This window comes from Nonomuraea sp. PA05 (assembly GCF_008086045.1).
GTDB classification, from domain to species: Bacteria; Actinomycetota; Actinomycetes; order Streptosporangiales; family Streptosporangiaceae; genus Nonomuraea; species Nonomuraea monospora.
Map to the genome: position 1 here is coordinate 143762 of NZ_VSEY01000023.1, position 22180 is coordinate 165941.

The 22180-nt window shown below is 70.3% G+C and carries 20 protein-coding genes; 7 read left to right on the forward strand and 13 right to left on the reverse strand.

Annotation, left to right across the window (positions count from 1 at the left end; all coding sequences use genetic code 11):
* Positions 1-13 precede the first annotated feature (13 nt).
* The 5 genes from FXF51_RS33145 to FXF51_RS33165 all read right to left on the reverse strand — a co-directional run bounded on the left by FXF51_RS33145 (position 14) and on the right by FXF51_RS33165 (position 5509).
* Complete coding sequence (locus FXF51_RS33145; protein ID WP_148438625.1) at positions 14-409, reverse strand: cytidine deaminase; 396 nt, start codon at positions 407-409, stop codon at positions 14-16.
* Positions 406-1674: an ABC transporter permease gene (locus tag FXF51_RS33150; RefSeq protein WP_148438626.1), complete on the reverse strand. Its 1269-nt coding sequence runs from the start codon at positions 1672-1674 to the stop codon at positions 406-408. Before FXF51_RS33150 ends, FXF51_RS33145 begins: the two co-directional genes overlap by 4 nt.
* The gene (locus tag FXF51_RS33155; RefSeq protein WP_148438627.1) at positions 1671-2813 is read right to left on the reverse strand and encodes an ABC transporter permease; all 1143 of its coding nucleotides are present in this window, start codon (positions 2811-2813) and stop codon (positions 1671-1673) included. Before FXF51_RS33155 ends, FXF51_RS33150 begins: the two co-directional genes overlap by 4 nt.
* Positions 2813-4357, reverse strand: coding sequence for an ABC transporter ATP-binding protein (locus tag FXF51_RS33160; protein ID WP_148438628.1), 1545 nt, complete (start codon positions 4355-4357; stop codon positions 2813-2815). Before FXF51_RS33160 ends, FXF51_RS33155 begins: the two co-directional genes overlap by 1 nt.
* Positions 4358-4438: 81 nt before the next feature.
* The gene (locus FXF51_RS33165; protein WP_148438629.1) at positions 4439-5509 is read right to left on the reverse strand and encodes a BMP family protein; all 1071 of its coding nucleotides are present in this window, start codon (positions 5507-5509) and stop codon (positions 4439-4441) included.
* Positions 5510-5798: 289 nt separating this feature from the next.
* Between FXF51_RS33165 and FXF51_RS33170 the strand changes: the two genes are divergently transcribed.
* Positions 5799-7682: a Xaa-Pro dipeptidyl-peptidase gene (locus tag FXF51_RS33170; protein ID WP_148438630.1), complete on the forward strand. Its 1884-nt coding sequence runs from the start codon at positions 5799-5801 to the stop codon at positions 7680-7682.
* A 241-nt stretch (positions 7683-7923) separates the two neighbouring features.
* Here the strand turns inward: FXF51_RS33170 and FXF51_RS33175 are convergent, their stop codons facing one another.
* Positions 7924-9150: a M20 family metallopeptidase gene (locus FXF51_RS33175; RefSeq protein ID WP_148438631.1), complete on the reverse strand. Its 1227-nt coding sequence runs from the start codon at positions 9148-9150 to the stop codon at positions 7924-7926.
* A 536-nt stretch (positions 9151-9686) separates the two neighbouring features.
* On the opposite strand from FXF51_RS33175, the gene FXF51_RS33180 reads away from it, so the two are divergent.
* Positions 9687-11039, forward strand: a complete 1353-nt coding sequence (locus tag FXF51_RS33180; protein ID WP_148438632.1) for a peptide ligase PGM1-related protein — start codon at positions 9687-9689, stop codon at positions 11037-11039.
* On the opposite strand, the gene FXF51_RS33185 is transcribed toward FXF51_RS33180, so the two are convergent.
* Positions 11011-11235, reverse strand: a complete 225-nt coding sequence (locus tag FXF51_RS33185) for an SCO4848 family membrane protein (protein WP_262380009.1) — start codon at positions 11233-11235, stop codon at positions 11011-11013. The genes FXF51_RS33180 and FXF51_RS33185 overlap by 29 nt on opposite strands.
* Positions 11236-11318: 83 nt before the next feature.
* On the opposite strand from FXF51_RS33185, the gene FXF51_RS33190 reads away from it, so the two are divergent.
* A complete protein-coding gene (locus FXF51_RS33190; RefSeq protein ID WP_148438633.1) occupies positions 11319-12461 on the forward strand; it encodes a D-alanyl-D-alanine carboxypeptidase family protein in 1143 nt (380 codons plus the stop codon).
* On the opposite strand, the gene FXF51_RS33195 is transcribed toward FXF51_RS33190, so the two are convergent.
* Together FXF51_RS33195 and FXF51_RS33200 are read right to left on the reverse strand one after the other, a co-directional pair.
* Positions 12450-13433 (reverse strand): YihY/virulence factor BrkB family protein, encoded by a 984-nt coding sequence (locus tag FXF51_RS33195; RefSeq protein ID WP_148438634.1) that lies wholly within the window; start codon positions 13431-13433, stop codon positions 12450-12452. The two genes, FXF51_RS33190 and FXF51_RS33195, sit on opposite strands and share 12 nt — an antisense overlap.
* A 25-nt stretch (positions 13434-13458) precedes the next feature.
* Positions 13459-14739: an amidohydrolase family protein gene (locus tag FXF51_RS33200; RefSeq protein WP_148438635.1), complete on the reverse strand. Its 1281-nt coding sequence runs from the start codon at positions 14737-14739 to the stop codon at positions 13459-13461.
* A 61-nt stretch (positions 14740-14800) separates the two neighbouring features.
* Here FXF51_RS33200 and FXF51_RS33205 point away from each other — a divergent pair, with 61 nt between their 5' ends.
* Entirely contained in the window at positions 14801-15304 is a 504-nt protein-coding gene (locus FXF51_RS33205; protein ID WP_187414696.1) for a MarR family winged helix-turn-helix transcriptional regulator, read from the forward strand.
* Between the two features lie 34 nt (positions 15305-15338).
* Here FXF51_RS33205 and FXF51_RS33210 read toward each other — a convergent pair whose 3' ends face one another.
* The gene (locus tag FXF51_RS33210) at positions 15339-16196 is read right to left on the reverse strand and encodes a haloalkane dehalogenase (protein ID WP_148438637.1); all 858 of its coding nucleotides are present in this window, start codon (positions 16194-16196) and stop codon (positions 15339-15341) included.
* A gap of 81 nt (positions 16197-16277) precedes the next feature.
* On the opposite strand from FXF51_RS33210, the gene FXF51_RS33215 reads away from it, so the two are divergent.
* From FXF51_RS33215 to FXF51_RS33225, 3 genes are all read left to right on the forward strand, one after another.
* Positions 16278-16736: a MarR family winged helix-turn-helix transcriptional regulator gene (locus FXF51_RS33215; protein WP_262380010.1), complete on the forward strand. Its 459-nt coding sequence runs from the start codon at positions 16278-16280 to the stop codon at positions 16734-16736.
* Between the two features lie 104 nt (positions 16737-16840).
* Entirely contained in the window at positions 16841-18031 is a 1191-nt protein-coding gene (locus FXF51_RS33220; protein WP_148438638.1) for a helix-turn-helix domain-containing protein, read from the forward strand.
* A gap of 289 nt (positions 18032-18320) precedes the next feature.
* Positions 18321-18593 (forward strand): hypothetical protein, encoded by a 273-nt coding sequence (locus FXF51_RS33225; protein ID WP_148438639.1) that lies wholly within the window; start codon positions 18321-18323, stop codon positions 18591-18593.
* Between the two features lie 100 nt (positions 18594-18693).
* On the opposite strand, the gene FXF51_RS33230 is transcribed toward FXF51_RS33225, so the two are convergent.
* The 3 genes from FXF51_RS33230 to trpS all read right to left on the reverse strand — a co-directional run bounded on the left by FXF51_RS33230 (position 18694) and on the right by trpS (position 22168).
* Entirely contained in the window at positions 18694-19515 is an 822-nt protein-coding gene (locus FXF51_RS33230; protein WP_148438640.1) for an alpha/beta fold hydrolase, read from the reverse strand.
* Positions 19516-19640: 125 nt separating this feature from the next.
* The gene (locus tag FXF51_RS33235) at positions 19641-21023 is read right to left on the reverse strand and encodes a serine hydrolase domain-containing protein (protein WP_148438641.1); all 1383 of its coding nucleotides are present in this window, start codon (positions 21021-21023) and stop codon (positions 19641-19643) included.
* A 140-nt stretch (positions 21024-21163) separates the two neighbouring features.
* Positions 21164-22168 (reverse strand): tryptophan--tRNA ligase, encoded by a 1005-nt coding sequence (gene trpS, locus FXF51_RS33240; RefSeq protein ID WP_148438642.1) that lies wholly within the window; start codon positions 22166-22168, stop codon positions 21164-21166.
* Between the last annotated feature and the right edge of the window lie 12 nt (positions 22169-22180).

The following is a 22180-nucleotide window of genomic DNA, read 5'->3' on the forward strand; positions in this document are numbered from 1 at the left end:
GACGGCGTCCATGTCACGCGCTCCTGCTGAGGTCCTGCGGCCCGAACGCGTACGGCAGGATCTCGGCCATGCGCTTCGGCCCGTCCTCCGTCTCGACCAGCAGCTCCTCGCCGCCGAACTCGTACAGGAGCTGACGGCAGCGCCCGCACGGCATCAGCAGCTCACCGTGACCGTCCACGCAGGTGAACGCCACCAGCCTGCCGCCGCCCGAGCGCTGCAACGCCGAGACCAGGCCGCACTCGGCGCACAGGCCCAGGCCGTAGGAGGCGTTCTCGACGTTGCAACCCGTGACGATGCGGCCGTCGTCCACCAGCGCGGCCGCGCCGACGGGGAACTTGGAGTACGGCGCGTACGCGTGCCGCATGGCCTCGGCCGCCTCGTCCCTGAGGCCGTTCCAGTCGATGTTCAATGTTGTTCCCCCCGGCGGTAGACGACGCCGTCGGCCTTGGGCATCCGCAGGCGCTGGGAGGCGACCAGGAGCACGAGCAGCGTGAGCACGTGTGGCGTGATGAAGACGAACTCGTTCGGCAACTGGTCGACGGTCAGCCAGAGCCAGAACAGGATGACCGCGCCCAGGGCGGCCACGGCCATCAGGGTGTACCGCTTGGTCTCCCGCCCCGCCAGATCTGTCGTCATGAGCCTGCGCACCTGGAGGCCCACATAGATCAGCAGCAGCACCGCGCCGAACAGGAAGAACGTGGTGACGGCGGTGGAGCTGCGCAGTTGCAGGCCGTCGGCGTAGCCGAACAGCGAGGCTCCGGCGGCGAGCCCGCCGGGCCGCCAGTTGCCGAAGATCATCGCGGCCAGGCCGATGAAGCCGCGCCCCGCCGTCTGCCCCTCGACGTACTTGGTGGAGACGAAGACCAGGAACACGCCGCCGAGCCCGGCCAGCGCGCCGGAGACGACCACCGCGATGTACTTGATCAGGTAGACGTTGACGCCCAGCGACTCGGCCGCCCACGGGTTCTCGCCCGCCGAGCGCAGCCGCAGGCCGAACGAGGTGCGCCAGAGCACGAAGTACGTCAGCGGCAGCAGCAGCACCGCCAGGAGCACCAGGATGTTGATCTCGTGCGTGAGCCCGCGCACGATTCCGGCCACGTCGGACAGCAGGAACCAGTGCGTGCTCTCCAGCTTGCCGAGCAGGTCGGGGCCGTCGGAGAACACCGGCAGGCTGGGCGTCCACGTCTCCCCCGTGATGGCGGGCGAGGTGGTGATGCCCGCGCCCGCCTCCGCCGCCGGGGTGCCCTCCTTGTAGAGGACCTCCGACAGGAAGCGGGTGATGCCGGGGCCGAGCAGGTTGATGGCGACGCCGCTGATGATGTGGTCGACGCCGAAGGTGACGGTCGCGATCGCGTGCAGCAGCCCGCCGAGCGCGCCGCCGATCAGCCCGGCGGCCAGCGCGGCCACGGGACCCCACTGGTAGCCGGCCCAGCCAGCGAACCAGGTGCCGAGCACCATCATGCCTTCGAGGCCGATGTTGACCACGCCGGCCCGCTCGGCCCACAGGCCGCCGAGCCCGGCCAGGCCGATCGGCACCGCGAGCAGCAGGGCGGCGGCGAACGTGCCGGAGGAGGTGATGTCGGTCTCGCCGGACACGACCCGCACCAGCGACATCACCAGGATGAGCGCGGCGACGCCGATGAGCGTCAGATGGTACTTGCCGACCCGGGTCATGCGTTCACCTCAACCGGTGTGTTCCTGCCGAGCTGCTGGGCGGCGCGCCGCTCTTCGAGCCTGAGCGCGATCCGGTTCGTCACCTCGTTGGCCACCACGACCAGCAGGACGATCGTGCCCTGGATGATCGTGATGACGGACGGCGGGATGTCGGCGAACTGCAGCGCGCCCTGCGCCCGGTCCAGGAACGCGAACAGCAGCGCGGCGATCGCGATGCCGACGGGCTTGTTCCGGCCGAGCAGCGCCACCGCGATGCCGAGGAAGCCCAGGCCCGCAGTGAAGTTGGAGTTGTAGGCGCCCCTGTCGCCGAGGATCTCGGGCAGCCCGATGAGCCCGGCGATCGCCCCGGACAGCACCATCGCGGAGATCACCATCTTCTTCGGGTTGACGCCTGAGGCGAGGGCGGCGGGGCCGTTGAGCCCGCTGGCCTTGATGTTGAAGCCGAAGCGGGTGCGTTCCAGCACCACCCAGATCGCCACGCCGAGCACGATGGCCACGATGAGGAAGCCCCACAGGCCGCCGCCCCTGGTCGGCGGGAGCAGCCCGAACCCGTCGAACAGGAAGTTCAGGTCGGGAAACATGGCCGAGTCGGGCAGTTCCGGCGTGGACACGGTGAGCTCGCCCTCCGCGCGCTGTCCCGCGAAGGGCCCGCGGACCAGGAAGGCCGCCAGGTTGATCGCGATGTAGTTCAGCATGATCGTGGAGATGACCTCGTTCACGCCCCTGGTCACCTTCATGATGGCAGGGATGAGCGCGTACAGGCCGCCGACCAGCGCCGCGACCACAATGATCACCGTGATCTGGAGAGGCGCGGGCGCCGTGAACGTGGAGCCCACGTAGGCGGCGCAGATGGCCGCGATCCGGTACTGGCCCTCGACGCCGATGTTGAAGAGGTTCATGCGGAAGCCGACGGCCACCGCCAGACCGGCGATGAACAGCGGCACCGCGCGGTTGAGGAAGGTCGCGATCGAGTTCGACTGCGCCCGCGCGGCCTCGCCGAAGTCGAAGAGCGCGGTGAGCGCGGTGAGAGGTTCGCCACCGGCGATGATGATCGCCACGCTGCAGATCGCGATCGCCAGGATGACGGCGACGACGGCGCCGGCGACGGTGAGCAGCGCCCGGTTGAGCCCGGCGGGCATCACGTCTCCTCAGTGCCGGCGATGGCGCCGGTCATGTAACCGCCCAGCCGTTCGGGCGTGATGTCGGAAGGGTCGAGCGCGGCCACCAGCCGCCCCCGGTAGATCACCTGGATGGTGTCGGACAGCCCGATCAGCTCGTCCAGGTCCGCCGAGATGAGCAGCACCGCGAGCCCGGCGGCGCGGGCGTTGCGCAGGTGGTCCCAGATGGCCGCCTGGGCGCCGACGTCCACGCCGCGGGTGGGGTGGGCGGCGATGAGGAAGGCGGGCTCGCCGCTCATCTCGCGGCCCACGATCAGCTTCTGCTGGTTGCCGCCGGACAGGGCCAGGGCGAGAGTGTCCACGCCGGGCGTGCGCACGTCGTAGTCGCGGACGATGCGCTCGGTGTCGGCCTTGGACGCGCGCCGGTTGACCCAGATGCCGCTGCGGGCGGGCTTCCTGGTCTGGTGGCCGAGCACCCGGTTCTCCCACAGCGACGCCTCCAGGAGCAGGCCCTGGCGGTGGCGGTCCTCGGGGATGTAGCCGATGCCGGACTCGCGGCGCCTGAGCGTGGACCAGGTGCTGATGTCCTGGCCGGCGAGCTCGATGCGGCCCTGCGCGGGCCGGATGCCCATGATGGCCTCGATCAGCTCGGACTGGCCGTTGCCCTCGACGCCGGCGATGCCGAGGATCTCACCCTGGTGAATGTCGAACGAGACGTCGTCGAGGAGCAGGCGTTCGCCCTCGCCCGGCATGGTGAGCTCGGCGACCTTCAGGGTGACGACGTCGGTCACGGTGGACTCGCGGGTCTCGGGCGTGGGCAGCTCGCTGCCCACCATCAGCTCGGCGAGCTGCCGCGCGGTGACCTCGGACGGGTTCACGCTGGCGACGGTGGTGCCGCGCCGGATCACGGTGATCGCGTCGGCGATGTCGAGCACCTCGTCGAGCTTGTGCGAGATGAAGATGACCGTCAGGCCTTCGGCCTTCAGCTCGCGCAGGTTCTGGAAGAGCTCCTCGACCTCCTGCGGCACCAGAACGGCCGTCGGCTCGTCGAGGATGAGGATGCGGGCGCCGCGGTAGAGGACCTTGAGGATCTCCACGCGCTGGCGGTCGCCGACGCCGAGGCCCTCGACGAGCTTGTCGGGGTCGACGCGCAGGCCGTGGGTCTCGGCCAGCTCGACGATGCGCCGGCGGGCGGCGGCCGTGTCGAGGGTGCCGATCCGGGTCGGCTCGGCCCCGAGGACGATGTTCTCCAGGACGGTGAAGTTGTCGGCGAGCATGAAGTGCTGGTGCACCATGCCGATCCCGACCGCGATGGCGTCGCTCGGCGTGCGGAAGCTGACCTCCGTGCCGTTGACCTTGATCGTTCCCTCGTCCGGCTTCTGCATGCCGTAGAGGATCTTCATCAGGGTGGATTTGCCCGCGCCGTTCTCCCCGACGATGGCGTGCACCGTGCCGGGCTGGACGGTGATGCGGATGTCGTGGTTCGCGACGACACCGGGGAAACGCTTGGTGATGCCCTCCAGCTCTACGGCGGGTTTCACCGTGGCCAGGGTGTCAGCACTCATTTCGCCTCTCCTACAGGGGGCGGGATAGACAGAAGGCCCGAAGTCGGGACTCCGGGCCCTCCGCTGTCTCTCTTACCCCGATTACGGCTTGGCAGGAACCGTGATTTTGCCGTCGACGATGTCCTTCTTGGCAGCGTCGAGCTTGTCCTTGATGTCGTCGATCTCGCCGCCCGTGGTGGACAGGCCCACGCCGTCGACCTTCAGGTCGTACGTGGTGTCCGTGCCGCCCTTGGCGCCGCCCTGGAAGGCCTTGATGAACTCGAACACGCCGACGTCGACGCGCTTGAGCATCGAGGTCATGATCACCGACTGCAGGTCGGTCTCCTTGACCGTCTGGCGCTGGTCGGAGTCGACGCCGATGGCCTTCTTCTTGGCCGCGGCCGCCGCCTGGAACACGCCGAGGCCGGAGTCGCCGGAGGCGTGGTAGACGATGTCCGCGCCGTCCTGGTACATCTTCTCGGCCGCGACCTTGCCCTTGTCGGGGGCCTTGAAGCCGGAGAAGTCACCGTTGGGGGTGAGGTACTTGACGTCGATCTTGGCGTCCGCCTTGACCGACTTCACGCCCGCCACGAAGCCCGCCTCGAACTTCTTGATCAGGTCGCTCTCGACGCCGCCGACGAAGCCGACGTGGCCGGACTCCGCCTTGGTCGCCGCGGCGACGCCCGCCAGGTAGGAGCCCTGCTCCTCGGCGAACAGCAGGCCGGTCACGTTGGGCGCGTTGGAGGCCGAGTCGACGATCGCGAACTGGATGTCGGGGTACTCCTCCGCCGCCTTCTTGACGTCCTCGGCGTAGGCGAAGCCGACCCCGATGATCGGGTTGTAGCCGGCGTCCGCGAGCTGGCGGAGCAGGTCGCCGCGGTTGGAGCCGTCAGCGGACGGGCTGAGCTCCTTGATCTCCGCGCCGAGGTCCGTCTTGGCCTTCTCCAGGCCGGCGTAGGCCGAGTCGTTGAAGGACTTGTCACCACGCCCGCCGACGTCGAACGCGAGACCCACCTTGAGGTCGCTCTTCGGCGCCTCGCTGCTCGCCGCGCCGGTCGGCTCCTGGCTGGCTGCCGTGGTCCCCCCACCGCCGCCACCGCAGGCGGCCGCCGCCATGAGCAGTACGCCGGCGACCGAGCCGAGCGCCACCTTGTTGAATCGCTTGCCGAGCAAGGCGACTCCCTTCCGTTTCCCCGCCGCCGATTTGGTCGCAGGCGCGACAGAACGTACGGCACCTGCACGGAAGATAGTTGCTTGACCAGGGACAACCAAACCGGGACACAGGGTCGCAACCGCTCCGTTACCGACATCACTCGCGTCCGTGACCTGAATCGCGATTCAGGCACATCGGACGCACCAGCAAAGATTTACTCAACTTTGGTGGTCGATCAGCTCTTGCCCTGAGGGCCCGTCGTGACGGAGATTCCGACCGACGGTGGAAATCTTCGTATCGGAGCCCCGCATGCACCCGTGGAGAGCCCTCTCCGTGCCGCTGGCCGCCTTACTCGTGGCGACCCTCACCGGCACCCAACCCGCCACGGCCGGCACCCCGGCCATCAAGATCGAGAACAACGCGACCCAGCCGATCTTCTCCAGGGCGGACGCCATCCAGCAGACGGTGTTCGTCGAGGTCGAGGGAACCGACAGCGACCACGACGGCGTCAACGACAGGGTCGCCGTGGACATCCTGCGCCCCAAGGAAACCGACCAGGGCCTCAAGGTCCCGGTGATCATGGAGGCGAGCCCCTACTACGCCCCCGGCAACGACGTCGCCAACCACCCCGTGGACGTGGACGAGAACGGCGTCCCCCTGCCCGCCATGACCGCCCTGTCGGCCAAGCTGGACGCCGCCGGCCCGTTCGACAGCTACTACGACAACTACTTCGTGCCCCGCGGCTACGCCATCGCGCTGGTCGAGAACCTCGGCAGCGCCCGCGCCACCGGCTGCCCCACCTCGGGCGGCCGCAACGAGACCGCCGGCCCGAAGGCCGCCATCGACTGGCTGAACGGCCGCGCCAAGGGCTTCGACGCCGCGGGCAACCCCGTCGAGGCCACCTGGTCCACCGGCAAGGTCGGCATGATCGGCGTCTCGTACAACGGCACCCTGCCCAACGCCGTCGCCGCCACCGGCGTGCGCGGCCTGGAGACGATCGTGCCGATCGCCGCCATCTCCAGTTGGTACGACTACTACCGCGCCAACGGCGGCGTCCTGGCCCCCGGCGGCTTCCAGGGCGAGGACCTCGACGTGCTCGCCAAGTACGTCCTGACCAGGCAGAACGGCCAGGAGGCGTGCGGCGACGTGGTGGACGGGCTGACCGCCACCCAGGACCGGATCACCGGCGACTACAGCCCGCTCTGGGACGAGCGCAACTACCTCAACGACGTGCGCAAGGTGAAGGCCAGCGTCTTCCTCGTGCACGGCCTCAACGACTGGAACGTCAAGACCAAGCAGTTCGCGCAATGGTGGTACGCCCTGTCCAAGCGGGACGTGCCGCGCAAGATCTGGCTGCACCAGGGCACCCACATGAGCCCCTTCAACCTGCGCACCGCCGAGTGGCTGCGCCAGCTCCACGGCTGGTTCGACCACTGGCTGTACGGGATCGACTCGGGCATCATGCGCGAGCCGCAGGCCGACGTGGAGGGCACGGTCGGCCAGTGGGCCCAGTACCCGTCCTGGCCGCTGCCGGGCTCGGTCACCGTCCCGCTCCACCCGGGCTCCGGCTCCTCACTCGGCCTGGTCCCGCGCCCGCGCTCGGCCCCTGAGACGTTCACCGACCAGAACGTCAGAACGGCCGAGGACCTGGTCGAAGCGGTGGGAGCCGATCCGAACCGGCTGGCCTACACGACCGGGGCGCTCCCTGCCGACGTGCGGATCTCGGGGACGCCGACCGTGTCGGTGCGGGCCTCGTTCAAGGCCGGGGCCTCGCCGTACCTGACGGCGCTGCTGGTGGACTACGGCACCGACGTCCGCCCGAACGGGACGCTCGTCTCCACCGGGCAGACCTACTGCTACGGGCAGGGGGTGCCGGGCGACACCGGCTGCACCCTGCTCCGGACGCTCGGGACCTCGACCACCGCGTACAAGATCGTCACGCGGGGATGGCTGGACGTGCGCAACCGGCATCGGGCGGATCGCAGCGAGCCGGTGCGGGCCGGTAAGGAGTACAGCTTCTCGTGGGACTTCCAGCCCACGGACTACCTGTTCAAGAAGGGGCACCGGCTGGGGCTGGTGATCATCTCCACCGACTACGACTACACGTTGCGGTATCCGGCCGGCACCCAGGTCACCGTGTCGCCGGGCAAGTCGGCGCTGCGGCTTCCCGTGGTGCTCGGCCGACTGCCGTAACGAGCTTCCCGTAGCCCCGTGCGGTGGGGTGCACCGCTCTCCCACCGCACGGGCTGGGGTCCTCTTGGGGAAGGGACAGCGCTCGCGATGCGGGCGGCACGAGCGTCGCGGGACGGCATCCGCCCTCGCCGAGCCATCGCCGCCGAGCGGTCGCGCCCAGCAGCGCAGCCCGCCCACCCCGCGCCGTGCTGGTCCCAAGAAGAAACCCCCGCCGAAGTACGGCGGGGGTCCGGAAGGGCGGTCAGGCCAGGGCGGAGGTGATCGAGTCGAGCGGCCCGACCTCCCACAGCGCCGTGAGCGCCGTGGCGGCCATCACCCGCACGCCCATCCCGATGGCCTTCTCATCGACGTCGAACGTCCCCTGATGGATGTCGTACGTCACCCCGTCGGGCGACCGGGTGCCCAGCCGCGCGAACGCGCCCGGGATCGACTCCAGGTACCAGGCGAAGTCCTCGCCGCCCAGCGACTGCTGGGTGGGCACGACGGCCCCGGCGCCGAGGGCCCGCTCGGCGGCCTCGGCCAGCATCTCGACGCTGACCTCGTCGTTGACCACCGGCGGCACCCCGCGCGTGTAGTCCATCGTGGCCTCGATGCCGTACGCGCTGGCGACCGACTCCAGCAGCGACTTGATCAGGTCGGGAGCGGCGTGCCAGGCGTTCTCGTCGAGGCAGCGCACCGTGCCGGCGGCGACCCCGTCGTCGGGGATGGCGTTGGCGGCGGAGCCGGCCTCGACGCGGCCCCAGACGAGGCTGAGGGACGAGCGCGGGTCGACGCGGCGCGACAGCGCGGCGGGCAGCTCGGTGAGGATCTTGGCGAGGGCGAAGACGAGGTCGGCGGTGAGGTGGGGGCGGGCGGTGTGGCCGCCGGGCCCGGAGACCCGCACGACGATCTTGTCGCAGGCCGAGGTGATGGGCCCGCTCCTGAGGCCGACCTGGCCGACGTCCACGCGTGGGTCGCAGTGGAGGCCGAAGATGCGGTCGACGCCGCTGATGCCGCCCTGCGCCATGACCTCCAGGGCGCCGCCGGGGAGCTCCTCGGCGGGCTGGAAGATCAGCCGCACCCGGCCGGGCAGGAGCCCCGCGGCGGCCTGCTGGGCCAGGAAGAGCGAGGTGCCGAGCAGGATCGTGGTGTGCACGTCGTGCCCGCACGCGTGGCATGATCCGGCCACGGTCGAGCGGTAGGACACGTGATCCTTCTCGTCCTGCAGCGGCAGGGCGTCGATGTCGGCGCGCAACGCGACGGTCGGCCCGTCGCCGCTGCCCACGTCGCAGATGAGCCCCGTCCCCCTGGGGAGCACCGAAGGCGTCAGCCCCGCGGCGGTGAGCCGCTCGGCGATCCGCTGTGTGGTGCGATATTCGGCGAAGGCCAGCTCGGGGTGCATGTGCAGGTCGCGGCGGAATGCCACCAGCTCCTGCTCGGTCTCCGCCAGGAACGCGTCGAGTTCCCCCCGCAGCTCACGTCCCCGCATATGTCACCGTCCCGTCCCATGCCGCGCGCCCCGCACCTTGCTGGCCATCGCGGCTCTGCGCTCCAAGAAAAACTCTCCATCCCGCGGTGGCCACCCGGTTGAGCGGCCGCTCGGCGAATCAAAAGACACACCCACTGGTTTGGTGCGCGAGATCGTCAGCACGGGCTTCGCAGTCATCTGTCGCGATTGCCGCTGCAGCCGGGGAGCACAGCGGTCGGCCGTGAGCCCGATGGCGATGCTTCGACTTTATCGCTACCGTGCCGCTTCGCGGCGGCAGATACCCCAAAAGTTGCCTGACCGCAGGCCCGTAACCGCAGGTAAGTCACGTTCCGTACGCATACGGCTGATCCGGAAATAGTCACAAGGGATCAGTAGATCGTGACCCGATGCTGTCAGTTCAAACGTGGTCAGCGATTCCGAATCCTGTCACCTTCTGTCATGGTCATCACACTTCAGCGCTGGCTGCATTTGAGAAGAATGCGTGTTTCACTCGCTATATGATCACTAATATCCCGTTCGGGGAGAAGAGTGCTGGGTTGAGCATCTTCGAGCCGAGTGAGGGGACCCTGGTGGTCGTACCCTCGCTCTCCCTTCCGCAGGATGAGCTTCGCCGGATCACGGGGGCCAGGTCGTACGAGGAGCGCCTGCTGTTCCTCTTACTCACGCTCCGCGAGCCCGGGGTCAAGGTGGTCTACCTCTCCTCCGCGCCCGTCGATCCCGACATCATCGACTACTACTTCGCCTTCCTGCCGGATCCGGATGACGCGGCCAAGCGTCTGACGCTGATCAGCCTCGACGACCCCTGGTCTCAGCCGTTGACCAGGACCCTGCTCGACCGGCCCGACGCCGTCGAGCAGCTGCGCGCGGCGATCGACGGCGACGCTTGGCTCGTCCCGTTCGTGCTGAGCGAGCTCGAGGAGGAGCTCGCGTCGCTACTCAACGTTCCCCTCTACGGACCCGCGACGTCCCTTTCCTATTACGGCTCCAAGAGCGGGGCCCGGGAAGTGGGACATGAGGCGGGCGTGCCGATGGCGCGTGGCTTCGGCGACGTGCGGTCCGAGCTCCAGATCGAGGAGGCCCTGGAGGCGCTGCCGGGCGAGCGGGTGATCGTCAAGCTGAACGACGCCTACTCCGGGCTCGGCAACGCGATCGTCACGAAGGCCGACAGATCGTCTACCAGCTTCTCCGCGGCCGGGGAGACCTGGGACCACTATCTGCGCAAGGTCCGGGATCGGGGGGCGGTGGTGGAGGAGTTCATCGAACATAGGCCGCTCTACTACCCGAGCGCGCTGGCTCAAATCACGCCGGGCGGAGAAGCTCAGGTGCTCGCCACGCACGACCAGGTGCTGGGCGGCCCCAACGGGCACGTCTACCAGGGCTGCACGTTCCCCGCGGCGCCCGAGTACCGCGCCGAGGTGGGCGAGTCGGCCGCGCGGATCGCCCGGATCCTGGCGGATCGCGGCGTGGTCGGGCTGTTCGGGATGGACTTCTTCGCGCTGAAGGCCGACGCCGGCTACGCGGCGCTGCTGTGCGAGATCAACCTGCGGATCGGCGGCACCACGCATCCGTTCGGCGCCGCCGTGCTGACGACCGGGGCCACCTACGATCCGGCCACCGGTCACCTCATGTCCGGAGATCAACCTAAGTTCTACACGGCGACCGACAACTGCGCCTCCGGCTGCCTCCGGGGGCGTACGCCCGGTGAGGTGATGCGGACTGCCGACCGGCTCGGGATCGGCTTCGACGCCCAGCGGCGCACCGGCAATGTCTTCCACCTGCTCGGCGCCATCCCCGAGCACGGCAAGCTGGGCTTCACCTCGATCGGCGACTCCCGCGAGGAGGCCGACGAGCTGCACGCGCTCACCCGGCGGCTGCTCTGCGGTCCGTGACGCGGGAGCCGCGCAGCGCGCGCCAGCCGATCACCGCCAGCACGGCGCCAAGGATCACGTTCACCACGATCAGCACCCCGTGCACCACATAGAAGCTCGTCGGGTGGCCATCGGCCAAGTTAAACCCCAGGTTCACCCACTCAAAGATCATGAACGCGCCGAGGACGATGAGGAATACGGCGATCTTTCGTGACACATGTACCTCTCTAGCATCGAACGTGGATCTTCGGGGGATGTGTCGCCACATGCGCAATAACACGGAGCTACGCTGAGACCGCCATGTGGACGAAACTCGTGCCGGTCACGGCACTCATCGCCTCGGTCGCGCTCACCGGCGGGACCGCATACGCCGCGCCGACGACACCTGTCGGTGGCGAGGCGCTGGGCAGCCGCGGCCTCGTCGCCCCAGCGGGCGTCAAGAAGCCGCCCAAGAGCAAGGCTACTTCGTACGTCATCGCGGACGCCGACACGGGTGAGGTGCTGGCAGCCAAGGACCCCCACGGGCGTTACCTGCCGGCCAGCACCCTGAAGACGCTGACCGCGCTCACCCTGATCCAGAAGCTCGACAAGAACCGCAAGGTCCGGCCCAGCCACAACGCCTGCAACCAGGAGGGCAGCGCGGTCGGCCTGACGCCGAAGGTCACCTACAAGATCGACGACCTGTTCAAGGCGCTGATGATGTCGTCGGGCAACGACGCCGCCATGGCGCTGGCCGAGGCGAACGGCAGCCTGGCCCAGACCATGAGCGACATGAACGCCGAGGCCAAGCGGCTGCAGGCGAACGACACCGTGGCCAAGACGCCCAGCGGCCTGGACAAGCCGGGCCAGAGCAGCTCGGCCTACGACCTGGCGCTGATCGCCCGCGCGGGGCTGGCGAACCCGGACTTCCGGCGTTACATCAGTACGAAGACCGCCAAGTTCCCGGCGCCCAAGGGCTACTACGAGATCAGCAACCACAACAAGCTGCTGTGGCGCTACAACGGCATGGTCGGCGTGAAGAACGGCTGGACGTCCAAGGCGCAGGCCAGCTTCGTCGGCGCGGCCACCCGCGGCGGCCACACCGTCGTGGTGAGCATCATGCGGCACGAGGGCGGCTTCTGGGACGAGGTGACCCAGCTCCTCGACTGGGGCTTCTCGGTGCGTGGCAAGGTCACCCCGGTCGGGCGGCTCGTGGACCCGCTCCCCGCCTCGGCGCTCGCCGCGCCGCAGCCGTCGGCCACGCCGGGAGCTCCGAGTGCGTCGGCCTCGCCCGCCGGCTCGGTCACGCCGGCCGTCCAGCCGCCGCTGCTCGACACGGCCGCCTCCAAGCAGACCGACTCCACCAAGACGGTCGGCTCGCTGGTGATCGGCGGCGGGCTGCTGTTCGGGCTGATCTGGCTGGGCTACGGGATCCGCCGCAAGCGCGGCCGGTCACGCACCTGACCGTTCGGGCATGGGCGCGGGGCCGTCCCCGGGCGGGCTGTCCACCTCCGTGGACGGGATCGGCGACGGGGACGGCGGCGGGCAGAGCCCCGTGGTGGCGGTCCAGGCCGCGACGAAGAGGATCAGCCTGGCCGAGAAGTTCATCCAGACCAGCAGCCCGACGATGGCTGCGAAGGCGCCGTACACCACGTTGCCCATCGTGGTCGCCAGCAGCAGCGTCGCGATCTGCTTGAGCAGGCCGAAGGAGATCGCGCCCAGCAGCGCCCCCTTGGCGATCACCCGGAACGGCTGGGTGGGCCTGGCCACCCAGCCGAGCACGATCACGAACAGCAGCCAGTCGGCCCCCACGCTCGCCGCGATCCCGGCGATCCTGAACAGCAGCGTGCCCACCAGCGTGTCCCCGCCGAACACGAACTTCATCACGTGGTCGGTGGCGGTCGTGGCGAACCCGGCGACCAGGACGGACGCGATCGCGGTGGCGCCCAGCAGGATCAGCGACGCGAGGTCGCGCAGCTTGCCGACGAAGAAGTCGAGCGGCGGCGTGGTAGTCATCGACATCTCGCGCAGCGCCCCGCGCAGCGCGTCGAGCGCGCCGAGCCCGGCGTAGAGCAGGCCCAGCAGGCCGATGATCCCCGCCGCCGTCTTCGCCTCGGCGATGTTGTCGAGGTCGAAGTTGAGCTTGTCCATGATGCCGGGCAGCCGCTCGGAGATGGCTTCCTGCATCGCGTCCCGGGTGGTCTCGCTAGTGGCCACCACGAACCCGAGCAGCGAGTACCCCAGCACCAGCAGTGGGAAGAAGGACAGGAACGTGAAGTAGGTGACGGCGCCGGCCAGCCGGTCGCCGGACTGGAGCTGGTAGCGCTGCGCCGCCCTGATGAGATGGTCGAGCGACAGCCTGCGCACCCGCCAGTGGTCGAGCTTGCCGCGGCCCCACGCCTTCACCGATTCGACGCGCTCGGTAAGCCCCGCCATCACACCCCTCTTCCTACAGAGGCGATCACATCACGACCACCGCCTCGGCGGTCTCCGCCAGGGCCGCCAGAACCGCGGGCAGATCGTGATGGAGCAACTGCCCACCACGCTTCACCACACGCCCCCCGACCATGACGGTGTCCACGCAGCCAGTATCGGCGTTCAGCACGACGGCGGCGATGGGGTCGTGCGCGCTCGCCATGCCGAGCCGGTCGGTGCGCAGGAGCTGCAGGTCTGCCTGCTTGCCCGGCCGCAGCGAGCCGACCACCTCGCCGAGCCCGACCACCTGGGCGCCTTCGAAGGTGGCCATGCGCAGCGCGTCGCGGGTGGTGAAGCCGAGGCCCGCACCGTCGGGCCGGCCACGTTCGAGCAGGTGGGCGGTGCGCATCTGGCTGAACATGTCGCCGGGCGAGCACACCACCGTGTCGGCGCTGAGCCCGGTGGGGATGCCCGCCGCCCTGAGCCTGCCGGTGGTGGGGTAGCCGATGCCGAGGTTCATCTCGTCCACGGGCGAGACCGAGGCGGTGGCGCCCGCCGCCGCGATGCGCTTGAGCTCCTCGTCGGTGTAGTGCAGCGCGTGCACGAACGTGGTGGGGGTGGCCAGCAGCCCGTGCTCCTCCAGGAACGCCAGCCCCCTCGCGGCGCTCTGCCTGCCGTGCCCGCCCAGGTGCGCGGTGACGGGCAGGCCCAGCTCGGCGGCCAGCCGCCACTCCTCCAGTGCGCGCTCCTCGCCGGCGATCTCCGGCCCGAGCGCCGCGAGCGCCATCGTGACCAGGCCGGGCGCGCCGAAGTGCGTCTCGCGCACGCGCCTGGTCTCCGCCGCCAGCCCGCCGGGCTCGCCGCCGTAGCAGTAGCCGAAGACCGTTCTGATGCCGGACGCGCTCAGCGCCCGCACGGCGTCGTCAGTGTGCTCGGGGCTGAACTGGGCGTGCGACCAGTCGAGCAGCGTGGTGACGCCGGAGTCGAGGCACTCCAGCGCGCCGGCCAGGTTGCCCGCGTACAGGTCGCGGGGGCGGTGGCGGGGGGCGAGCTCGGTGATGATCCGCCGCATGTAGCCGCGGAAGTCGATGTCGGGCGCGACCGCCCTGATGCCGGCCTGCCAGGTGTGGCGGTGCGTGTCGACGAAGCCGGGCAGCACGAGGGCGCCGGTCGCGTCGATGACCTCCGCGCCCGGCTCCACGGGCAGGCCGGGGCCGACCTCGGTGATGGTGCCGCCGTCGACGCGTACGTCCACCCGGCCCAGCACCACGGGCTCGGGCTCGGTGTCGATGACGACACCGTTCTTGATCAGGATGGTGGATGTCATAGCCGAAAGCTTAAGAAAAAGCTTTTCAGAAAGCAATCCCCTGATGGGTATCCTCGATCACGTGAAACCGGACGAGATCGACGCGATGGTGCCCCGCTGGCAGGAAGCGGGCCTGTCGTCGTCGCTCATCGCCACCCTTGAGCTGGGCAAGCGCGTCTCGCGGCTCAACATGCTGTTCGAGCAGGCCATCAAGGGCGACCTGGCGGAGCTGGGGCTGACGTACGCCGAGTTCGACGTGCTGGCGGCGCTGCTGCGGGCGCCGTCGTACCGGATGAGACCCAGCGAGCTGGCCAAGTCGCTCTTCCTCACCTCGGGCGGCATCAGCAACGTGCTGCAGCGGCTGAGCGCGGCCGGGCACGTGGAGCGCGAGGCCGACGAGGGGGACGCACGCAGCCGCTGGGTCCGGCTCACCGGCGAGGGGCGGCGCGTGGCGGTGGCCGCGCTGGAGACCACCGCCGGCGCCTATCAGGACGTCGTCGCCGGCGTCCCCGAGGAGAACGTCCGGCAGGCGGCGGACGCCCTGCGCGAGGTCCTGACCCACCTGGGCCGCCGCCGCCCCCGCTGACCCCGCCGCGCCCCGAGGGCCTCGCGAGCAGCCCTCAGAGGCCCCGACGCGCGGCCCAGGCCCCGATGGCGGCGGCGATGGCGTGCGGGCTGTCCTCGGGCGCGTGGTGACCGGCCGGGCCGCAGTGCTCGGTCTCCAGACCGGCGATGTTGCCCGCACACCAGGCGGCCATCGCCTCGGTGATGAGCAGCGTCGGCGAGGAGTCGAAGGTGAGCAGCAGCTTGGGCACCTCGTCGCTGGCGGCGAGCCACTTGCCGTAGCCCTCGATCCGCTCGACCACGTCGGCGGGGTCGCCGTCGATCGGCTGCGAGCGCGCCCACTGCAGCAGCGGCCGGCGGCTCTCCCGCGTCGGGTACGGCTCCAGGTACGGCCGCCGCTCCTCCTCGCTCAGCGGGTGCAGCACGCCGCCGGTGAACGCGGTCTCCAGCAGCATGTTCTTGTCCAGCACCAGCGTCTCGCCCTCGGGGCTCCTGATGAGCTCGCTCCTGGCGCGCGGCCCGTCGCCCAACTCGGCCGAGCGGAGCGGCCGCACGAAGGTCTCCAGGAAGGCCACGCCGCGCGTACGGCCAGGATGGCGGGCCGCCCAGTCGAACGCCAGCGCCCCGCCCCAGTCGTGACCGACCAGCACGACCTCGTCCAGCCCCAGCGCGTCGAACCAGGCGTCGAGGTAGCGGGCGTGGTCGTCGAACCGGTACGGCACGTCGGGCCTGCCCGAGCGGCCCATGCCGATCAGGTCGGGGGCGAGCAGGCGGCGGCCGGGCCCGGCGACACCCGGGAGCACCTGGCGCCAGATGCGGGAGGAGGCGGGGTTGCCGTGCAGGAAGACGAAGGGGACGCCCTCTCCCTGATCCTCGTGGTAGAAGGTGGAGTCGAGCACCTTGATCTCAGGCATGTCCGATCCTTTCCAAACCGTTAGTGGCACTAACGAACGTACATCGTTAGTGTCACTAACGCAACGGGTAAGCTCCTGTGTGTGACTCACGAGATGGACGAGCAGGCCACCCCCGAGGCGCTCCGCGCCCTGCCCAGCCGGACGTTGTCCCTGGTCGCGATGTACTCCGACCGGCTCTTCAACGAGGCGCTCGGCGCGGCGGACGCCCGCAAGTGGCACTACGCCGCGCTCGCCGCGCTGCGCGAGGCCGGCCCCGTGAGCCAGGCCGAGCTGAGCAGGCGCACCAGCATCTACCGCAGCGACATGGTCGCCGTGATCAACGAGCTGGAGGAGCGCGGCCACGTCGAGCGCACCCCGGACCCCGCCGACCGCCGCCGCAACGTCGTCACCATGACCACCTCGGGCCGCCGCCACCTGGAGCGGCTCGACGAGCTGATCTCGAGCCTCCAGGACGAACTGCTCGCCCCGCTGAGCGGACCGGAACGTGAGCAGTTCTCCGCTCTTCTCGCCCGCCTGCTGGCCCATCATTCGCGGCGTTGAAGGGCGGCGAACAGGGCGGGTGAGCAGGGCGGAAACCATGGCAGCGGGACATCGGGAGCCCTAGCCTGAGTGCTGTTGGGACCGATCCAGGAGGCGTCACGCCCATGGCCGAAATCAGCACCGGGCAGATGGTCAGGCTCCAGCGCGAGCGCAGGGGGATGAGCACCACCGCGCTGGCCACCCAGTCCGGCTGCACCCCCAGGCACATCGAGCTGATCGAGCACGGCAAACGAACACCCTCGCTCCCCCTGCTGCGGGAGATCGCCAAGGTGCTCGGGGTGCGCACCGCCGTGCTCTTAGGGGAGACGCCGCGCGACTCGCACGAGCCCAGCAGGCCGCAGATCAGCGACATCGAGCGTGCGCTGTTCACCTGCCGGTCGCTGGGGCCCGACATCGAGCCGCCCGACGCCGAACAGCTCTCCGAGCGGGTGGCTGCGGCACGCAACGCCTGGTTCACCTCCACGCGCCGCTACTCGATCCTCATGGCCGCGCTGCCGTCCCTGGTCAGCGACGCCGAGAGTCTCGCGCTGGATCGCACCCAGCGGTCGTACAGCGTGGCGACGGACGCGTACCTGCTGGCCAGAGGGGTGCTCAAGCACCTGCGGCGGGTGGACCTCGCGCATCTGGCCGCCGACCGGGCCATGCGCTTCGCCGAGGAGTCCGGCGACCCGCTGATGATCGCGTGGTCGTACTGGAACCTCGGGCAGTCGATGTTGTCCGACGACATGCACCAGATCGCCTACGACGTGGCGCGGCGCGGCATCGAGCAGCTCGAACCGCACGTCGGCGACGGCGACGAGCGCCACATCAAGGCACTCGGGGCGCTGCACCTGCTCGCCGCCATCGGCGAGGCCCGCATGGGGGCCGACGACGAGGCCAGGGAGCGGGTACGCGGCGAGGCGGCGCGGCTGGCCGAACGCGTCGACGACTCCTCCAGCGCCTACGACCTGGCCTTCTTCGGCCCCACCAACGTCGCCATCCACATGGCCAGCATCGAGAACGACACCGGCCGCCCCGAGGCGGTGCTGCACCTGGCCGACGACATCGACCTGCGCCGCACGCCGTCCATCGAGCGCCGCACCACCCACCTCGGCCACGTCGCCCGTGCCTGCGAGGACCTCGGCGACGACGCCGCCAGCCTGCTCCACCTCCTGCGAATCGAGCGCGAATGCCCCGAGGAACTCGACCACAAGCTGCTGCTGCGCGAGATGGTCCGGTCGCTGGCGCGGCGGGCCAGGCCGTCGTGGGCGCCGGAGGTGCGCTATCTCGCCGAGCGCCACGACATCCCCATCTGAATCCCCATCTGGCCGAACTCTGTGTTCGGTCGATCCGAACGGGGAGATCTTTCGCCTGAGTTCGTCACGCAACGGCGCCTGAATGCGACTCTGCGTCCATGACCAGTGCGCCGAGTGCCGATTTCGTCATGGAACGACTGCTCCAGGAGGCTGCGCGAGAGTTCCCCGGGTGGTCGTTCGAACGAGATCACTCCGGGTGGACCGCCATCCATGACGAGACCCGCCTCACCAGGCCCAGCCTGGCCGCCCTGCGTGCCCTCCTCCGCGTGCACCGGGCGGCGCGGAGGAGATGACGGGGACGCCGTTCGAGACCGAGTGGCCGCTGGCGGGGCGGCAGCTCGACGCCCTGCGCAGCACCTACCCGGCCTGGGAGATCCACTTCCGCGTCGACGCGCCAGGCGCGGCCCGCTGGACGGCCGTCCTGCTGCGGCCCATGACGGCGCAACTGTCGGCGCAGGGGGTGCTGGAGAGCATCGGCTGCTCCGACGCGATCACCCTCGCCTCCACGCTGGCCCGCCAGGCCAGCCTCCTGCACAGCCCCCACAACCCCCGCTTCACCTGACTTCCCACCCCCGAACCTCTCGGCCTCCGCCCGGCTTCCCGGCCCCCGGGACGCCGGGCCCGTCCGGTTTCCCGGCCCCGGGACGCCGGGCCCGTCCGGCTCAGCTTTCCCCCGCCGCCTCCGCCGCGAGACCGGCGACGACCTCGGCGACCCGGTCCGGCGCCTTGGCGTGCGCCGCGTGGCCCTGGCCGGTCAGCAGCACCCGCCGCGCGCCGGGCAGCACGCGCTCCAGCGCGTCCAGCCGCTCCCCCAGGTGCGCCGGGCTGCGGTCACCCCCCAGCAGGACCACCGGCACCGCAATCCGCGCGTACGCGTCCAGGCGCACCCCCAGCGCGTCCATCGCGGCGTTGTCCTCGATCTGGCGCGGCGCCAGCGCCCGCATCCTCGGCGCCACGGCCACGAACAGCCCCGACAGCAACGCCACCCAGCCGGACATGCGCACCGTGTCGCGCACGAAGATCCGCATGGCGCGGCCGGGCCGCCCGGCGGCGATCGCGGCGCGGGCCCGGCGGTGCACCTCGCCGTCGGGGCCGCCCAGCGGCGGGCCGATGACGACCGGCGGCTCGTACAGCACCGCGCCCGCGAAGGCCGACGGCGCGGCCACCATGGCCTCCAGCGCGATCACGGCGCCCGAGGAGTGCGCGGCGAGCACCACGGGCCCGCCTCCCATCGCCTCCGCCACCGCGAGGGTGTGCTCGACCTCCTGCGCGACTGTGCACGGGGTCTGCCGGTCGAGGTCCAGCCGGTAGCGGCGGCGGTGGAGCCGCACCACGCGGTGGTGCGCGGCCAGCCGCGCGGCCACCGCCGCCCAGGAGGCCCCGTCGTCCAGGCCCGGGTGCAGGACGAGGACGGCGGGGGTGCCGCCGCCCCCGTCGGTGGCGCGCGCCTGCGTGCCGTCGGCGGCCTTCGCTGTCAAGATCATGAGAACGCTCCTTAGCGCTGCTAAGCCCGAATTTAGCGACGCTAAGGAAGCCTGGCAAGAGGTTCGCGCCGCAGGGGCCCTTGCGGCGCGGCAGACTCCGGCGGTCACCAGGCTCGCGGCCCCGGCTAAACGGCGACTCTGGGCGTGGCGCGCATGCCGACGTAGACGCACCGCGTCCCATCGGTGAGCGTGGCGAAGACGACGGGCATGTAGTCCTCGCTGAAGGACGGCCCCGCGCCGGAGGCGGCGAACACCGTGCCCGTGACGGGCTCCAGCTCCATGTCCAGCGCGGGCGACAGGTCCTTCATGCCGTCCACGAACTCGTACCGCATCCGCCCCTCGGTCACGGTGATCACCACGCCCTCGCGCCGGTAGGTGCCGCTCAGCTCCGCCCAGTCGATCGCGGGCGGCTCGGCGGCCGGGGCGAAGGGCTCGGGCATCCTGACCCCGGCCAGCTCGCGCAGCAGCTCCGCGAACAGGTCGGCGTACAGGCGGCGGGCGGCGCCGCCGTTGGTGAGCAGGGCGACGGCCACGCCGGCCTCGGGGACGACGCGCAGGTAGCCGTACTGGCCGATGGCGGCGCCGTCGTGGCCGTAGCCGGCGATGCCGTCCCAGTCGTACAGGGTCCAGCCGAGGCCCCAGCCGTCGGCGCTGACGGTCCACTTGTCGGGGACGTCCGTCTCCCTTCGCTGCATGGCCGCGACGGACGCGGCGGACAGGACCCGGCCGCCGTCGGGGGCGGCGCCGCCCGCCAGGTGCATGCCGGCGAAGCGCACCATGTCGCCGGCGGAGGTGATGATGCGGGCGGCCGGGCCGACGGAGCGCGGCATCATGTCCCAGACGGGCGCGGGGTCGGGGTAGGCGCCCGGCTCGCCCAGGTGGCTCATGGCGACGCGGAGGCGCAGTGCCTCCTCCGGCAGCGTCATCGAGTGGCCGAGGCCGAGCGGGGCGAAGAGGCGCTCCCTGAGCGCCTCGTCCCAGGTCCGGCCGGTCAGCACCTCGACGAGCCGGCCGAGGACGACGTAGCCGAGGCCGCCGTAGGAGAGCGTGCCGGGCGGGCAGTCGAGGGCCACGTCCCTGGCGGCCTTGACGTATTCGGCGAGGCAGTCGTCGCCGCGGCCGGTGTCATGGTTGAAGTCGTTGGTCACGCCGCCGGTGTGCGACAGGAGCTGCCTGACGGTGATCGTCGCGGTGGCCTCGGGGTCGGGGGTGCCGAACTCGGGCAGCACGTCCACGACCCGCGCGTCCAGGGTCAGCAGGCCCTCGTCCACCAGGGTCATGACCAGGGCGGCGGTGTAGACCTTGGCGATCGAGCCGCTCAGGAACACCGAGTCGGTCGTCACCTCGTGGCCCGTGCCCCGGTGCAGCACCCCGCTGGCCAGCTCGTGCACCGTGCCGCCGGTCAGGATGGCGAGCTGGGCGCCGGGCACGTGGTGCTTGTCGCGCAGCTCGTCCAGGCGGGCCTGCCAGCGGGGAAGGTCGAGCCCTTCGTGGTTGGCGTTCAGCATGATGATCTCCAATCGCGCACAACGTTTCCGTATGCGAACACTGTACGCAGAAGTGGCGCTCGTACGCAACTCTGCGCACGCCGTACTTCTCAGGGCGCGAAAAAGGGCCGGACCATCAAGGCCCGGCCCTTCCGGAAGATCTACAGTTTGGGCAGGAAGCCCACCCTCTCGCGGACCTGCTCCATGGTCTGCCTGGCCACCGCCGACGCCCGCTCGGCGCCGATGGCCAGCATGCGGTCGAGCTCCTTCTCGTCGGCCAGCAGCTTCTCCGTGCGCTCCCTGATCGGCGCGAACGTCTCCAGCACCGCCTCCGCCACGTCCTTCTTGAACGTGCCGTACCCCTGCCCCTCGTAGCGGGCGACCAGCTCGGGGATGGGCGTGCCGGTCAGCGCCGACTGGATGCGCAGCAGGTTGGAGATGCCCGGCTTGTTCTCCTCGTCGAACAGCACCTCGGAGCCCGTGTCGGTGACCGCCCGCATGACCTTCTTGCGCAGCGGCCCCGGCTGCTCCAGCACGTCGAGGATGCCCGCGGGGCTGGAGGACGACTTCGACATCTTCGCCGTCGGGTCCTGGAGGTCGGTGATCTTCTCGACCTCCTTGAGGATGTACGGGTCGGGCAGCGTGAAGGTGTCGCCGAAGCGGTGGTTGAAGCGCTGGCCCAGGTCGCGGGTGAGCTCCAGGTGCTGCTTCTGGTCGGCGCCGACCGGCACCAGGTTGGCCTGGTAGAGCAGGATGTCGGCGGCCTGAAGGATCGGGTAGGTGAACAGGCCCACGCTGGCCGCGCTCTCCCCGAACTTGGCCGACTTGTCCTTGAACTGCGTCATCCGGCCCGCCTCGCCCATGCCGGTGAGGCAGATCAGCACCCAGGCCAGCTCGGTGTGCTCACGCACGTGCGACTGGACGAAGACGGTGGAACGCTCCGGATCGAGCCCGGCGGCGAAGAGCTGGGCGGCGGCCACGCGGCTGCGCCGGCGCAGCGCGTCGGCCTCCGTCGGCACGGTGATCGCGTGCAAATCCACCACGCAGTAGAACGCGTCGTGGGTCTCCTGCATGGTGACCCACTGGCGGACCGCACCCAGGTAATTGCCCAGGTGGAAGGAGTCCGCGGTGGGCTGGATGCCGGAGAGTACACGAGGTCTGGCCATAGCAGGCCATTG

Bases quoted from the DNA above. Each gene is read 5' to 3' on its own strand.
- FXF51_RS33170 (WP_148438630.1), top strand. From the start codon at position 5,799: ATGCACCCGTGGAGAGCCCTCTCCGTGCCGCTGGCCGCCTTACTCGTG.
- FXF51_RS33225 (WP_148438639.1), top strand. From the start codon at position 18,321: ATGACGGGGACGCCGTTCGAGACCGAGTGGCCGCTGGCGGGGCGGCAG.
- FXF51_RS33160 (WP_148438628.1), bottom strand. From the start codon at position 4,357: ATGAGTGCTGACACCCTGGCCACGGTGAAACCCGCCGTAGAGCTGGAG.
- FXF51_RS33150 (WP_148438626.1), bottom strand. From the start codon at position 1,674: ATGACCCGGGTCGGCAAGTACCATCTGACGCTCATCGGCGTCGCCGCG.
- FXF51_RS33175 (WP_148438631.1), bottom strand. From the start codon at position 9,150: ATGCGGGGACGTGAGCTGCGGGGGGAACTCGACGCGTTCCTGGCGGAG.
- FXF51_RS33195 (WP_148438634.1), bottom strand. From the start codon at position 13,433: ATGGCGGGGCTTACCGAGCGCGTCGAATCGGTGAAGGCGTGGGGCCGC.
- trpS (WP_148438642.1), bottom strand. From the start codon at position 22,168: ATGGCCAGACCTCGTGTACTCTCCGGCATCCAGCCCACCGCGGACTCC.
- FXF51_RS33190 (WP_148438633.1), top strand. From the start codon at position 11,319: ATGTGGACGAAACTCGTGCCGGTCACGGCACTCATCGCCTCGGTCGCG.
- FXF51_RS33230 (WP_148438640.1), bottom strand. From the start codon at position 19,515: ATGATCTTGACAGCGAAGGCCGCCGACGGCACGCAGGCGCGCGCCACC.
- FXF51_RS33155 (WP_148438627.1), bottom strand. From the start codon at position 2,813: ATGCCCGCCGGGCTCAACCGGGCGCTGCTCACCGTCGCCGGCGCCGTC.
- FXF51_RS33200 (WP_148438635.1), bottom strand. From the start codon at position 14,739: ATGACATCCACCATCCTGATCAAGAACGGTGTCGTCATCGACACCGAG.
- FXF51_RS33220 (WP_148438638.1), top strand. From the start codon at position 16,841: ATGGCCGAAATCAGCACCGGGCAGATGGTCAGGCTCCAGCGCGAGCGC.
- FXF51_RS33210 (WP_148438637.1), bottom strand. From the start codon at position 16,196: ATGCCTGAGATCAAGGTGCTCGACTCCACCTTCTACCACGAGGATCAG.
- FXF51_RS33235 (WP_148438641.1), bottom strand. From the start codon at position 21,023: ATGCTGAACGCCAACCACGAAGGGCTCGACCTTCCCCGCTGGCAGGCC.